Genomic DNA, 13,846 nt, shown 5'->3' with positions numbered 1-13,846 from the left:
ATCCCGCGCCGGCCATTCTACGCCGTTGGGCCTGCGTGTCAACGAAAAACGGGAAAAAGTGATTTTCTATCAAATATTTAGCTGCGGAGAAGGGCAGCCGGGCGGTGGTTCGGGGGCAGGATTTTCCTGGCTGTGGATAACCGAAGCGGCGGTGTTTTGCATTACCATGGATGGGTTTTCCCCCGCCTTTTCGGGCGGCTTCCAATGGTGATGCAGGCGCCTTCTTCGTGACTCGGCAGAGAAAGATCATCCACATCGATTGCGACTGCTTCTATGCCGCCATCGAGATGCGCGACGACCCCAGCCTGGCGGGCAAGCCGCTGGCCGTGGGCGGATCGCCGGACAAGCGTGGGGTGGTCGCGACCTGCAACTACGAGGCGCGCGCCTACGGGCTGCATTCGGCCATGGCCATGCGCACGGCAGTGAAGCTGTGCCCTGACCTCACCATCGTGCGCCCGCGCATGGACGTCTATCGCGAGACTTCGCGGGACATCCACGCGATCTTCCGCGACTACACCGACCAGATCGAACCGCTGTCCCTGGACGAGGCTTACCTCGACGTCAGCGACAGCGAGCGCTGCGGCGGCAGCGCCACGCGGATCGCCCAGGAGATTCGCCAGCGCGTGTGGGAAACCCTGCACATCACGGTGTCCGCCGGGGTGGCGCCGAACAAGTTCATCGCCAAGATTGCCAGTGACTGGCGCAAGCCCAACGGCCTGTTCGTGGTCACGCCCGACGAGGTGGACGGTTTCGTTGCCGAACTGCCGGTAAAGAAGCTGCATGGCGTGGGCAAGGTCACCGCGGAGAAGCTGGCGCGCCTGGGGATTCGCACCTGCGCGGACCTGCGCGACTGGTCGCGCATCCAGCTGGCCAAGGAGTTCGGTAGTTTCGGCGAACGGCTCTGGGGCTTGTCGCGGGGCGTCGATGACCGTCCGGTACAGGTGGATAGCCGCCGCCAGTCGATCAGCGTGGAGAACACCTTCGACCAGGACCTGCCGGACCTGGCGGCCTGCCAGGAGGAATTGCCGTCGTTGCTGGGTGAGCTGGAACGGCGCATGACGCGCCTGGACACCAGCTATCGACCGGGCAAGCCGTTCATCAAGCTGAAGTTCCACGACTTCACCCAGACCACCCTGGAACAGGCGGGCGCCGCGCGGGACCTGGAAAGCTACCGGCTACTGCTGGGGCAGGCCTTCCTGCGCGGCAACAAGGCGGTGCGGCTGATCGGCGTGGGCGTGCGCCTGGTCGATCTGCGCGGCGCCCACGAACAGCTCACGCTGTTCTAGCCCTGGCAGAAAGACTCAGCCTTCCGGCCACAGGCGCATGGCGCGGCCGCTGACGGGCCACAGGCGCAGCTCGCCTTCGTCGGTGATATCCCAGCGCTGCACTTCGCCGAGCATCTTGAGGAACTGCTGTTCCTGCTCCATCACCAGGTCGGCGCACAGCTTGCGGGTGGCGCCGGGCTGGCCGAAGGTCAACTGGTCGCCTTCGAGCTTGTAGCTGGCGAACCAGTGGTTGCAGCCGGCGCTGCCGTAGGCGCGGCCGTTGCCGTCCAGGGTCAGGCTGATGTGCGTGTAGTCGATCAGCGGGTGTTCACCAACCCATTCCACACGGTAGGTCTGCTCCGCTTCGGGAACCGGCTTGCTGGCGCAACCGGTCAGGGCCAGCACGGTGCAGGCGCTGGCGATCAGGGCTTTCATGCAGTCTCCTTGCTCTGGCAATCCGGGCAGAGGTGGCGGTTGCCGACCTTGGCCCATCCGAGTTCGGCGATGCGCTGCTCGGCGGCGGGCTGCTGGGCAGCCTTGCCGAGGGTGGCATCGACGGCGAATTCGAAGTCCAGTGTAGCTTCGCAGCCGTCGCAGTTGACCTTCCACTCGTGGATGCCCAGTTCACGGAACACCGGGCCCTTGGCCACGGCCATCCACTGCCCCGGCGGGTTGATCAGGTGGCGGACCTTTTCCACTTCCAGCGTCATGCTCAGGCTTTTGCTGCCCTTGAGGCTGACCAGCATTGTGTCGCCGGCCTTGATCGAGCCACCGATGCCGGTGACCTGGTAGCGGCCCGGAGTCAGTGCGCGGCACTCGTTGAGGGTGAATTGCGGGTTGAGCAGGGTGTAGCGGAAATCGTGCTGGGCCATGGGTCCTCCGGGAAAGCGCGGCATTCTAGGGCGCGTGGCGTGCGGATGCGAGCGCCTTCTGCTCAGTTTTTCACCAGGTTGACCGGATGGCCGGCCTGCCAGGCGGCGATGTTGGCCAGGGTGGTCTGGGCGATTCCGGCCAGCGCCTCGCGGGTCAGGAAGGCCTGGTGCGCGGTGATGATCACGTTGGGGAAGGTCAGCAGGCGCGCCAGTACGTCGTCCTGCAGTGGCTGGTCGGAGCGGTCGGCGAAGAAGATGTCGGCTTCTTCTTCATAGACGTCCAGGCCCAGGTAGCCAAGCTGGCCGCTTTTCAGTGCCTCGATCAGCGCCGGGGTATCCACCAGCGCGCCGCGGCCGGTGTTGATCAGCATGGCGCCGCGTTTCATGCGTTCCAGGCTGTCGGCGTTGATCAGGTGTCGGGTTGCCTCGTTGAGCGGGCAGTGCAGGCTGATGATGTCGGACTGCGCGAGCAGCTCGTCCAGCTCGACGAAGCGCCCGCCCAGGGTTTCGATGGCGTGGTTGGGGTAAGGGTCGTAGGCCAGGATGTGGCAGCCGAAGCCGCTCATGATGCGGGCGAAGACTTCGCCGATCTGCCCGCTGCCGATGATCCCGACAGTGCGTCCGTGCAGGTCGAAGCCGGTCAGGCCATGCAGGGAGAAATCGCCTTCGCGGGTACGGTTGTAGGCGCGGTGCAGGTGTCGGCACAGAGCCAGGACCAGTCCTACGCCATGTTCGGCCACTGCGTGGGGTGAATAGGCCGGTACGCGCACCACGGCCAGCCCCAGCATGTGGGCGGCGGCCAGGTCGACATGGTTGTAGCCGGCCGAGCGCAGGGCGATCAGTTTCGTGCCGCCGGCCGCCAGGTGCTCCAGCACCGGGCGCGACAGGTCGTCGTTGACGAAGGGGCAGACCACCTCGAAGCCCATGGCCAGGGCGACGGTGTCCAGGCGCAGCTGGGTCTGCTGGAAGTGCAGTTCGAAGCCGTGGCCGTGGTTGGCGGCGAGGAAGCTGTCGCGGTCGTAGGTCTGGTTGCTGAACAGGATGATGCGCATCGCTTGGATTCCGTCCTCAGTGCGGCTGGCCGGCCTCGGCTTCCAGGTGGCCCTCGGTCGCTTGTGCCAGTTCGGCCATGGCCATGTCGAGCTCATCCAGCGCGGCGGGGGCGTCCGGTTCGTTCTGCTTGAGCAGGGTCTCGGCGCGCTGGCAGGCGGCGCGCAGCATCGGTACCCCGCAGTAGCGGGTGGCTCCGTGCAGGCGGTGGATGCGTTCGAGCAGGGTGTTGCGGTCGTTGCGCTCGCGGGCCTGGCGGATCACCTGGCGGTCGGCGGACAGCGAGGCGAGCAGCATGCCGAGCATGTCGGCGGCCAGTTCCTGCTTGCCGGCGGCCAGGCGCAGGCCTTCCTCCGGGTCCAGCACGCTGAGGCCGTCCAGGGGGGACTGGGTCTGGCGTGGACGCTCGTCGCGCGGCTCGCCCAGCGCCAGGCCGGTCCACTTGAGGATCACCTGGACCAGCTGGCGCTCGTCGATCGGCTTGGTCAGGTAGTCGTCCATGCCGCCCTGCAGCAGGGCGCGCTTCTCGTTGGCCAGGGCATGGGCAGTGAGGGCGATGATCGGCACCGGGCTGACCTCGCGGTCGCCTTCCCACTGGCGGATCGCCTCGGTGGCCTGGCGGCCGTCCATGACCGGCATCTGCACGTCCATGAACACCAGGTCGAAACGCTCGCGCTGCACTGCCTCGACGGCGGCGAGGCCGCTATCGACGGCTGTCACCTCGGCGCCCATGTCGGTGAGCAGGGTCTTCACCAGCAGCAGGTTGGCCGGGTTGTCGTCGACGCAGAGCAGGCGTGGCGTGTGCTCCAACTTGCCGTTGGCGGTCTTGTCCTTGCGGGCCGGCCGCAGGTGCAGCAATTCATTCAGTGCCTGCTGCAGCTTGCGGGTGCAGGCAGGCTTGCTCTGCACCTGGGCGTCGGGCAGCACGTCGTTGTAGTGCGCCTGTTCGATGGTCGGGCAGAGCACCAGGCTCTTGCAGCCGTGCTGTTCCAGTTCGCGGATGGACTGGCGCAGCGCCTCGGGCGGGTGGTCGGCGGCGGTCACGCCGAGCAGCGCCAGGGTGATCGGCGCCTTGTCCGACGGCCCGGCCAGCAGGGTCTTTTCCAGCGTGACGAGGTCCGGGAACTCGGTGACTTCCAGGCCGCAGTCTTCCAGTTGGTGGTGCAGCGCCGTGCGGGTCAGTTCGTGGGGTTCGTACAGCGCCACGCGCAGGCCTCCGGCCAGTGCGTGCGGCAGGTCGTCGCCGTCGTCGCGGGCCTTGGGCAGGTTGAGGCTGATCCAGAACTCCGAACCATCACCGGCGCTGCTTTCCACGCCGATCTCGCCGCCCATCTGCTCGATCAGGCGCTTGGAAATGACCAGCCCCAGGCCGGTGCCGCCGGCCTGGCGCGAGAGGGAGTTGTCCGCCTGGCTGAAGGCCTGGAACAGCGCGCGCAGGTCGGCGTCGGTCAGGCCCACGCCGGTGTCCTGCACGCTGATGCGCAGCTGCGCGCGGTCGTCGCTCTCGTCTTCGAGCATGGCGCGCACGGCGATGCTGCCGTCGTGGGTGAACTTGATGGCGTTGCTCACCAGGTTGGTCAGCACCTGCTTCAGCCGCTGCGGATCGCCCACCAGCTGCAGCGGGGTGTCGCGGTAGATCAGGCTGACCAGCTCCAGGTGCTTCTCGTGGGCAGCGGGGGCGAGGATGGTCAGGGTGTCCTGGATCAGCTCGCGCAGGTTGAACGGGATGTTTTCCAGCACCAGCTTGCCGGCCTCGATCTTCGAGAAGTCGAGGATCTCGTTGATGATCCCCAGCAGGCTTTCGGCCGACTTGTGGATGGTGCCCAGGTAGTCCTGCTGGCGGCTGGTCATCTCGCTCTTCTGCAGCAGATTGGTGAATCCGAGGATGCCGTTGAGCGGGGTGCGGATCTCGTGGCTCATGTTGGCGAGGAACTCGGACTTGATCCGGCTCGCCTCCAGGGCCTCCTTGCGGGCCAGGTCCAGCTCGATGTTCTGGATCTCGATGGTCTCCAGGTTCTGCCGCACGTCCTCGGTGGCCTGGTCGATGTTGTGCTGCATCTCTTCCTGGGCGCTCTGCAGCGCCTCGGCCATGCGGTTGATGCCGCCGGCCAGCTCGTCCAGTTCGTGGCTGCCCAGCGCGGGCAGGCGGGTTTCCAGGCGGCCCTCCTTGAGCTGGGCGACGCCCTGGGCGATCTGCCCCAGTGGCGCGTTGATTGCGCGGCTCATGCGCAGGGCGAGGAGGGCGGTGACGGCGAGCCCGGCGCCGATCAGCAGCAGGCTGGTGAACAGGCTGCGGTAGCCGCGCAGCAGGGTGCCGTGGTGCGACAGTTCCAGCTCGACCCAGCCCAGCAGCTTCTCGGCGTCATCGTCCGGGTCGCCGGACAGGCTGCGGTGCTTGCCCAGCACCGGCAGGAGGAAATGGGTGGTGTCCAGGTTGCTGGACATGCTCAGGTGCGAGCCGTCGCCGGAAGGAATGGGGGTGAGGATGCTGGGGCCGGCGTGGACGAGCCTTTCCCGGTCCGGATCGAGGAAGGTCACGGCGCGAACGTCGGGCTGGTCCAGCGCTTCGTTGGCGATGCGTTCGAGCAGCTCGTTGTTGTGGTGGGCCATGGCCGGGGCCGACAGCGGCGCCAGTTGTTCGGCGATCAGTTGCCCGCGCTCGATCAACTGGGCGTGCATGTCCGCCAGCTGCACCCAGGTGAAATAGCCGCCCAGCACCAGCGCCAGCAGGCTGGTGGGCAGCAGGGTGAGCAGCAGTACCCGTCCCTTGATGCCGAGATCCTTGAACACGCGCTTCCTCCGATGCGTTTATCCCCGGCAGTGTAGCGGTTCGGACCTGGGTCGGAAGCCCTTTGCCTTGCCGAGACGACGCGGAATCGTGAATACTTCACGCAATTGCTAATCACTCTTATTTGATATGAATGCCATTGCTTCGCCCGGCCCGCGTCTGTTGACCATCGAGGATGACCCGACCCTGGGCGCCCACCTGTCCGCCCACTTGAGTGAGCGCGGCTTCGCGGTCACCTGGTGCCAGGACGGCGACGAAGGCCTGGCCGAGGCACGCGGCGGCGACTACGACCTGGTGCTGATGGACATCATGCTGCCGGGCACCGGTGGCCTGGACATCCTCCGCACCCTGCGCCGCGAGCGCGCGGTGCCGGTGATCCTGATGTCGGCCCTGGGCGCCGAGCAGGACCGCATTGCCGGCTTTTCCCAGGGCGCCGACGACTACCTGCCCAAGCCTTTCAGCCTTGCCGAGCTGAGCGTGCGCGTGGACGCAGTGCTGCGCCGCGTGGCGCTGGAGCGTGGCAGCCAGTCGCTGAACAGCCTGCCTACGCCGACCGGGCTGCAAATGGACCCGCAGAAGGACGACGTCGGCCTCGACGGTCAGTGGGCCGGGCTGACCGGCACCGAGTACCGCCTGCTGGAAACCTTCCTCGGCAGCCAGGGCGAGACCCTGAGCAAACCCTTCCTTTATCAGCACGTGCTGCACCGCGCCTTCACCGCCCACGACCGCAGCCTGGACATGCACGTCAGCCACCTGCGTCGCAAGCTGCAGGCTATCGGCTACGTTCGCCACCAGTTGCACACCGTCTGGGGCAAGGGCTACGTGTTCGCCGAGGCCGAGGACTGACATGCCGGGCCGCCACTCACTGTTCTGGAAGCTCGCCGTCGCCCTCGTGGTGCTGTGCCTGTCGGTGATCTGGCTGTCCTGGAACTGGGGCAAGCAGATGGAGCGCGACAGCTACTTCTTGTCCGACGCGGCGCGGCAGGTGCTCGCCGGCTATGCCGACGAGGCCCAGCAAGCCTGGCGTACCGGCGGGGCGGCGGGCGTCGACGCCTGGCTGGCGCAGATGCAGCAGCGCGAGCCAGTGTGGATGGTCGTGGTCGATGCACGTCTGCAGTCGCTGGGCACGCAGCCGCTGCCCATGGAGGACGTGGCGCACCTGACCTTCCAGCGCGGGCTGGACTGGCCGGTGAGCTCGCGCTCGGTGACCCTGCCCTACATCGGCATTCCCTTCCCGGACGAGCCGGGCGCTGGCCGGCTGGTGGTGCAACTGCCGCAGCGCTACCTGCCCGGCGGCCTGACCTTCCTGCGCCAGTCCATCAGTCATGCGCTGGTGCCGGCGATCCTGGCCCTGATGCTCTGCGGGCTGATCTATCGCCGACTGGTGCGCCCGCTCGGCCGTCTGCGCGAACACGCCAACGCCTTGCAGGCGGATAACCTCGGCTCGGTCGCCGGCCCGGAACTGATCGCCCGCCGCGACGAACTCGGCGAGCTGGGGCGCGCGCTGGACCACATGGCCGAACGTCTGCGTGGCCATGTCGGCCTGCAGCGCCAGTTGCTGCGCGACCTGTCCCACGAACTGCGCACGCCGCTCAGCCGCTTGCGGGTGGCCGGCGACAGCCCGATCAGCGAAGCCGCGCTGCGTCAGCGTGTCGAGCGGGAAGTGGAGGTGATGCAGCGTCTGGTCGCCGACACCCTGGAATTGGCCTGGCTGGACACCGAACGCCCGCGCGTGGAGCTGGAAGAGATCGACCTGCGTTCGCTGTGGGACCTGCTGGTTGACGACGCACGCTTCGAGGCGGGCTGGAGCACCGAACGCTTCCTTTATCAGGTGCCGGCGGACTGCCGCGTGCGCGGCCATCTCAACGGCCTGGCCCAGGCCCTGGAAAACCTGCTGCGCAACGCCATCCGCCATTCTCCGGAAAGCGGTCGCATCCGTCTGAGCGGTCGGCGCGAGTCCGGTGGTTGGCACCTGTGGCTGGAGGACGATGGCCCCGGCGTGGCGGAAAGTGACCTGGAGCGCATCTTCCTGCCCTTCACCCGGCTCTCCGATGCCCGTACCGGCGAAGGCTTCGGCCTGGGCCTGAGCATCGCCCGCAGTTCGCTGCACATGCAGGGCGGCGAACTCTGGGCGGACTGCGCCGAGGCGGGGCTGCGCGTGCACCTGCGCCTGCCGGATGCAACGGCGGCCTGAGGCGGACACCGGCCCCTGTACACGGCTTGTTAGGAAGATTCGTATGGCGGGGCGGCTTTTGCCGGTATCATAGGGCGCCCTGTTCCAGATCCGAGTGCTTCCATGACCGTGCAGTACCCGACTATCGCCGATTGCGTCGGCCATACCCCGCTGGTGCGCCTGCAGCGCCTGGCCGGGGAAACTTCCAACACCCTGCTGGTGAAACTCGAGGGTAACAACCCCGCGGGTTCGGTGAAGGATCGCCCGGCGCTGTCGATGATCACCCGTGCCGAACTGCGCGGCGACATCAAGCCCGGCGACACGCTGATCGAGGCCACTTCCGGCAACACCGGCATCGCCCTGGCGATGGCGGCGGCGATCAAGGGCTACCGCATGATCCTGATCATGCCCGACAACTCCACCGCCGAGCGCAAGGCCGCCATGACCGCCTACGGCGCCGAGCTGATCCTGGTGACCAAGGAGCAGGGCATGGAAGGCGCCCGCGACCTCGCCGACCAGATGGCGCGCGAAGGCCAGGGCAAGGTGCTCGACCAGTTCGCCAACGGCGACAACCCGATCGCCCACTACCATTCCACCGGCCCGGAAATCTGGCAGCAGACCGGCGGTGAGATCACCCATTTCGTCAGCTCCATGGGCACCACCGGCACCATCATGGGCGTGTCGCGCTACCTCAAGGAGCAGAACCCCAACGTGCAGATCGTCGGCCTGCAGCCGATGGAAGGCTCGGCCATCCCCGGTATCCGCCGCTGGCCGCAGGAATACCTGCCGAAGATCTTCGACGCCACCCGCGTCGACCGCGTCGTCGACATGCAGCAGAGCGAAGCCGAGGACGTGATGCGCCGCCTGGCCCGTGAAGAGGGCATCTTCTGTGGCGTGTCCTCCGGTGGTGCGGTGGCGGCCATGCTGCGGCTGTCGCGCGAACTGGAAAACGCGACCCTGGTGGCGATCATCTGCGACCGTGGCGACCGTTACCTGTCCTCGGGCGTGTTCGACTCCAACTGACATGGCCAAGCAGAGATCCGGCCTGCGCTTCCAGCCCAGCGGCGGAGCGCGCAGCCCTGCGGTACCGGTGGGCAAGAAGCAGCGCCTGAACATCGAGCGCCTGGCCCACGACGGCCGTGGCATTGCCCACATCGATGGGCGCACCTGGTTCGTCGACAACGCCCTGCCGGGCGAGTCGGTGGAAGCCCGCGTGCTGTCCGCCCGTGCGCAGATCGTCGACGCGCGCAGCGAACGTATCCTCACCGCCGCCGCCAACCGCCGCGCCGAGCCTTGCCCGGTGGCTGGCACCTGTGGCGGTTGCAGCCTGCAGCACCTGTCCCACGCCGATCAGCTGGCGCTCAAGCAGCGCACCCTGGCGGAGCAACTGGAGCGCTTCTCCGGCCTGGTTCCTCAAGAGTGGGCTGCACCGCTGGTCGGGCCGGAATTCGGCTACCGCCGCCGCGCCCGCCTCGCCGTGCGCTGGGACGTGAAGGCCAAGCGCCTGGATGTCGGCTTCCGCGCAGCTGCCAGCCAGGCCATCGTCGCCTTCGACGACTGCCTGGTGCTGGTGCCCGAGCTGCAGGTCCTCGCCCGCGAACTGCCGGAGCTGCTGCGTGGCTTCGCCAAGCCGCAATGCCTCGGCCATGTCGAGCTGTTCCACGGTACCTCCAGCGCGCTGCTGCTGCGGCATATCGAACCTTTGTCCGATAGCGATCGCGCGCGACTGCTGGAATTCTGTTCGGCACGGGATGTGCAGCTGTGGTTGCAGGGTGACGGCGAACCGACGCTTTGCTCCGATGGCGCAGAAAACAGCGGGAACCGCGAGCTCGGCTTCCGGCTCGAAGCCTGGAATCTGACCCTGGCCTACCGCCCCGGTGACTTCGTCCAGGTGAACGAGCCGGTGAACGAGGCGATGGTCGCCCAGGCGCTGGACTGGCTGAAGCCCGGTAGCGCCGAACGCGTGCTGGACCTGTTCTGTGGCCTGGGCAACTTCGCCCTGCCGCTGGCGCGCCAGGTGCGCGAGGTGGTGGGCGTGGAAGGCGTGCAGACCATGGTCGAGCGTGCCGCCGCCAACGCCCGGGCCAATGGCCTGGTCAATACCCGGTTCCATCAGGCGGACCTGACGAAACCGCTTGCCGACGCCCCCTGGGCGGCGGAGGATTTCACCGCCGTGCTGCTCGACCCTCCGCGTGACGGAGCCTTCGAACCGGCACGGCAGATGCGTTCACTGGGCGCGGAGCGGGTACTCTATGTGTCCTGCAACCCGGCGACCCTGGCGCGTGACGCTGGCGAGCTGGCCCGACAGGGCTATCGTCTGAAGCGCGCCGGCATTCTCGACATGTTCCCGCAGACGGCCCATGTCGAGGCCATGGCTTTGTTCGAGGCAGGCTAGGACGGCCTGCGCAATCCGACCGGCTCAAGCAAGAAAGGCCGGCGCAGTGAGCGGTGTGTTGTGGCGCACCGTGGGGAAGGGTAGACACGATGGTACAGGTGAGAGCGCACCAGCCGGTCAACACGGACGGCAGCATCAATCTCGAGGCCTGGCTGGACCATGTCCAGACCCTGGTCCCGGTACTGGATCGCAAGGTCCTGCTGGAAGCCTGCGAGTTCGCTCGCGAGGTGGAAGACAGGGCTGTCAGCACGGCTGACAACTCCTGGGCGGACGGCACTTCCAGCTTCCAGACGGGCCTGGAGATCGCCGAGATCCTGGCGGACCTCAAGCTCGACCAGGAGTCGCTGGTCGCCGCGGTGGTCTACCGCGGCGTGCGCGAGGGCAAGGTCAAGCTCGAGGACGTGGCGCAGCGCTTCGGCCCTGTCGTCGCCAAGCTGATCGAGGGCGTGCTGCGCATGGCGGCGATCAGCGCCAGCCTCAGCCCACGACAATCCCTGGTGCTCGGCACCCAGGCGCAGATCGAGAACCTGCGCAAGATGCTGGTGGCGATGGTCGACGACGTGCGCGTCGCGCTGATCAAGCTGGCCGAGCGCACCTGCGCGATCCGCGCGGTGAAGAACGGCGACGAAGAAAAGCGCATGCGTGTCGCCCGCGAGGTGTTCGACATCTACGCACCGCTGGCGCACCGCCTGGGCATCGGCCACATCAAGTGGGAGCTGGAGGACCTGTCCTTCCGCTACCTCGAGCCTGACCAGTACAAGCAGATCGCCAAGCTGCTGCACGAGCGCCGGCTTGACCGCGAGCAGTACATCGCCACCGTGATGCAGCAGCTCAAGGACGCCCTGGCCGCCACCGGCATCAAGGCGGACCTCTCCGGCCGCGCCAAGCACATCTATTCCATCTGGCGGAAGATGCAGCGCAAGGGCCTGGACTTCAGCCAGATCTACGACGTGCGCGCCGTGCGCGTGCTGGTGCCGGAAATGCGCGACTGCTACACCGCGCTGGGCATCGTGCATACCCTGTGGCGGCACATCCCCAAGGAATTCGACGACTACATCGCCAACCCCAAGGAAAACGGCTATCGCTCGCTGCACACCGCGGTGATCGGCCCCGAGGGCAAGGTGCTGGAAGTGCAGATCCGCACCCACGCCATGCACGAGGAAGCCGAACTCGGCGTCTGCGCGCACTGGCGCTACAAGGGCACTGACGTCAAGGCCAGCTCCAACCACTACGAAGAGAAGATTTCCTGGCTGCGCCAGGTGCTCGAGTGGCACGAGGAACTGGGCGACATCGGCGGCCTGGCCGAACAGCTGCGGGTGGATATCGAGCCCGACCGGGTCTACGTCTTCACCCCCGACGGCCATGCCATCGACCTGCCCAAGGGCTCGACGCCGCTGGACTTCGCCTACCGCGTGCACACCGAGGTTGGCCACAACTGCCGCGGCGCCAAGATCAACGGCCGCATCGTGCCGCTGAACTACAGCCTGCAGACCGGCGAGCAGGTGGAAATCATCACCGGCAAGCAGAGCGGGCCGAGCCGTGACTGGCTGAACCAGAACCTGGGCTACGTCACCACGTCGCGGGCGCGGGCGAAGATCGTCCACTGGTTCAAGCTGCAGGCGCGCGACCAGAACGTCGCCGCCGGCAAGGCCATGCTCGAGCGCGAGCTGGGCCGCCTGGCACTGCCGCCGGTGGACTTCGAGAAGCTCGCCGAGAAGGCCAACTACAAGACTGGCGAAGACCTGTTCGCCGCCCTTGGCGCCGGCGACCTGCGCCTGGCCCACGTGGTCAACTACGCGCAGCAGCTGGTGGAGCCCGAGCGCGGTACCGAGCAGCTCGAACTCATCCCGCGCAAGCCGAGCAAGATCGGCCACGGCAAGCGGGGCGACATCCAGATCCAGGGCGTCGGCAACCTGCTCACGCAGATGGCCGGCTGCTGCCAGCCGCTGCCGGGCGACCCGATCGTCGGCTACATCACCCTCGGTCGCGGCGTCACCATCCACCGCCAGGACTGCGCCACCGCGCTGCAACTGGCTGGGCGCGAGCCGGAGCGGATCATCCAGGTCAGCTGGGGGCCGGTGCCGGTCAGCACTTATCCAGTGGATATCGTCATCCGCGCCTACGACCGCTCCGGCCTGCTGCGCGACGTCTCGCAGATGCTGCTCAACGAACGTATCAACGTGCTGGCGGTGAACACCCGTTCGGACAAGGAAGACAACACCGCGATCATGCGCCTGACCATCGAGATCCCCGGTCTCGACTCCTTGGGCCGCCTACTGGCGCGCATCTCGCAGTTGCCCAACATCATCGAGGCGCGGCGTGATCGTGCAGGTGCCAAGGATGCATAAGCTCGACGACCTGCTGTACCTGATGGCCCGGCTGCGCGACCCGCAGCACGGTTGCCCCTGGGACCTGAAGCAGAGCTACGCGACCATCGTCCCGTACACCCTCGAGGAAGCCTACGAGGTCGCCGACGCCATCGAGCGCGGTGACTTCGACCACCTGCGCGAGGAGCTGGGCGACCTGCTCTTCCAGGTCGTCTACTACGCGCAGCTGGCGCGGGAAGAAGGGCGTTTCGAGTTCGATGCGGTGGTCGATGGCATCACCACCAAGCTGATCCGCCGCCACCCCCACGTGTTCCCCGATGGCGACCTGTACGGTGAGTCCGACCCGGCGAAGCTGGCGGAAGCAGCGGTCAAGCAGCGCTGGGAAGAGCTCAAGGCCGAAGAGCGCGCCGCCAAGGCCGCCGAGCCGGTGCAGCTGTCCCTGCTGGACGATGTACCCAATGCCCTGCCGGCGCTCAGCCGCGCCGCCAAGTTGCAGAAGCGTGCCTCCCAGGTCGGCTTCGACTGGGCCGACGCCCTGCCGGTGGTGGACAAGGTCCGCGAGGAGCTGGACGAAGTACTCGAAGCCATGGCCGGCGGCGATACCGAGGCCCAGGCCGAGGAAGTCGGCGACCTGCTGTTCGTGGTGGTCAACCTGGCGCGCAAGCTCAAGGTCGATCCGGAAACCGCCCTGCGTGCCGCCAATGCCAAGTTCGAGCGCCGCTTCCGCTACATCGAGACGGCGTTGCGCGACCAGGGGCGCACCCTGGAAGACAGCAACCTGGAAGAGATGGACGAGCTGTGGGGCGCAGCCAAGCGCGACGAGAAGAACCCGCTCAGCTGTGGATAAGTGCTGCCACCGTTGAATTGGCGCCCACGAAAAGCCCCGCATTTGCGGGGCTTTTGCTATTGGTAGGAGCGAGCTTGCTCGCGAACCGCTTGACGGCCCGTCGCCGTCGGAATATCTGTTCGCGAGCAA

12 protein-coding genes are annotated in these 13,846 nt (G+C 67.0%); 8 read left to right on the top strand and 4 right to left on the bottom strand.

Annotated features, from left to right (window positions below; genetic code table 11):
• Both UB43_RS29925 and dinB read left to right on the top strand, forming a co-directional pair.
• A partial coding sequence (locus UB43_RS29925) for a hypothetical protein (protein ID WP_218187698.1) occupies positions 1-211 on the top strand: 211 nt, incomplete at its 5' end.
• Entirely contained in the window at positions 171-1,286 is a 1,116-nt protein-coding gene (dinB, locus tag UB43_RS15310) for a DNA polymerase IV (protein WP_256205165.1), read from the top strand. The genes UB43_RS29925 and dinB, both read left to right, overlap by 41 nt.
• A gap of 15 nt (positions 1,287-1,301) precedes the next feature.
• Here the strand turns inward: dinB and UB43_RS15305 are convergent, their stop codons facing one another.
• The 4 genes from UB43_RS15305 to UB43_RS15290 all read right to left on the bottom strand — a co-directional run bounded on the left by UB43_RS15305 (position 1,302) and on the right by UB43_RS15290 (position 5,977).
• Positions 1,302-1,700, bottom strand: coding sequence for an META domain-containing protein (locus tag UB43_RS15305; RefSeq protein WP_045212437.1), 399 nt, complete (start codon positions 1,698-1,700; stop codon positions 1,302-1,304).
• The gene (locus tag UB43_RS15300) at positions 1,697-2,137 is read right to left on the bottom strand and encodes a hypothetical protein (RefSeq protein WP_045212435.1); all 441 of its coding nucleotides are present in this window, start codon (positions 2,135-2,137) and stop codon (positions 1,697-1,699) included. Before UB43_RS15300 ends, UB43_RS15305 begins: the two co-directional genes overlap by 4 nt.
• Positions 2,138-2,199: 62 nt before the next feature.
• Positions 2,200-3,189 carry a 2-hydroxyacid dehydrogenase gene (locus UB43_RS15295; protein ID WP_045212432.1) on the bottom strand — a complete coding sequence of 330 codons (990 nt, stop codon included), beginning with the start codon at positions 3,187-3,189 and terminating at the stop codon, positions 2,200-2,202.
• Positions 3,190-3,205: 16 nt separating this feature from the next.
• Entirely contained in the window at positions 3,206-5,977 is a 2,772-nt protein-coding gene (locus UB43_RS15290; protein ID WP_045212430.1) for a response regulator, read from the bottom strand.
• A 127-nt stretch (positions 5,978-6,104) separates the two neighbouring features.
• Between UB43_RS15290 and UB43_RS15285 the strand changes: the two genes are divergently transcribed.
• The 6 genes from UB43_RS15285 (at position 6,105) to mazG (ending at position 13,717) form a co-directional block, all read left to right on the top strand.
• The gene (locus UB43_RS15285; protein WP_045212428.1) at positions 6,105-6,821 is read left to right on the top strand and encodes a response regulator transcription factor; all 717 of its coding nucleotides are present in this window, start codon (positions 6,105-6,107) and stop codon (positions 6,819-6,821) included.
• Between the two features lies 1 nt (position 6,822).
• The gene (locus UB43_RS15280) at positions 6,823-8,169 is read left to right on the top strand and encodes a sensor histidine kinase (protein ID WP_045212426.1); all 1,347 of its coding nucleotides are present in this window, start codon (positions 6,823-6,825) and stop codon (positions 8,167-8,169) included.
• Between the two features lie 102 nt (positions 8,170-8,271).
• Positions 8,272-9,171: a cysteine synthase CysM gene (gene cysM, locus UB43_RS15275; RefSeq protein ID WP_045212424.1), complete on the top strand. Its 900-nt coding sequence runs from the start codon at positions 8,272-8,274 to the stop codon at positions 9,169-9,171.
• A 1-nt stretch (position 9,172) separates the two neighbouring features.
• Positions 9,173-10,543 (top strand): 23S rRNA (uracil(1939)-C(5))-methyltransferase RlmD, encoded by a 1,371-nt coding sequence (gene rlmD, locus UB43_RS15270; RefSeq protein WP_045212422.1) that lies wholly within the window; start codon positions 9,173-9,175, stop codon positions 10,541-10,543.
• An 89-nt stretch (positions 10,544-10,632) separates the two neighbouring features.
• A complete protein-coding gene (gene relA, locus UB43_RS15265) occupies positions 10,633-12,891 on the top strand; it encodes a GTP diphosphokinase (protein ID WP_045212420.1) in 2,259 nt (752 codons plus the stop codon).
• Positions 12,884-13,717 (top strand): nucleoside triphosphate pyrophosphohydrolase, encoded by an 834-nt coding sequence (mazG, locus tag UB43_RS15260; RefSeq protein WP_045212418.1) that lies wholly within the window; start codon positions 12,884-12,886, stop codon positions 13,715-13,717. Before relA ends, mazG begins: the two co-directional genes overlap by 8 nt.
• Positions 13,718-13,846 lie beyond the last annotated feature (129 nt).

Source organism: Pseudomonas sp. 21, from assembly GCF_000955805.1.
Classification (GTDB): Bacteria; Pseudomonadota; Gammaproteobacteria; order Pseudomonadales; family Pseudomonadaceae; genus Pseudomonas.
Note: the sequence above shows the minus strand (reverse complement) of the source record. Positions and strands in the feature narration are given on the sequence as shown.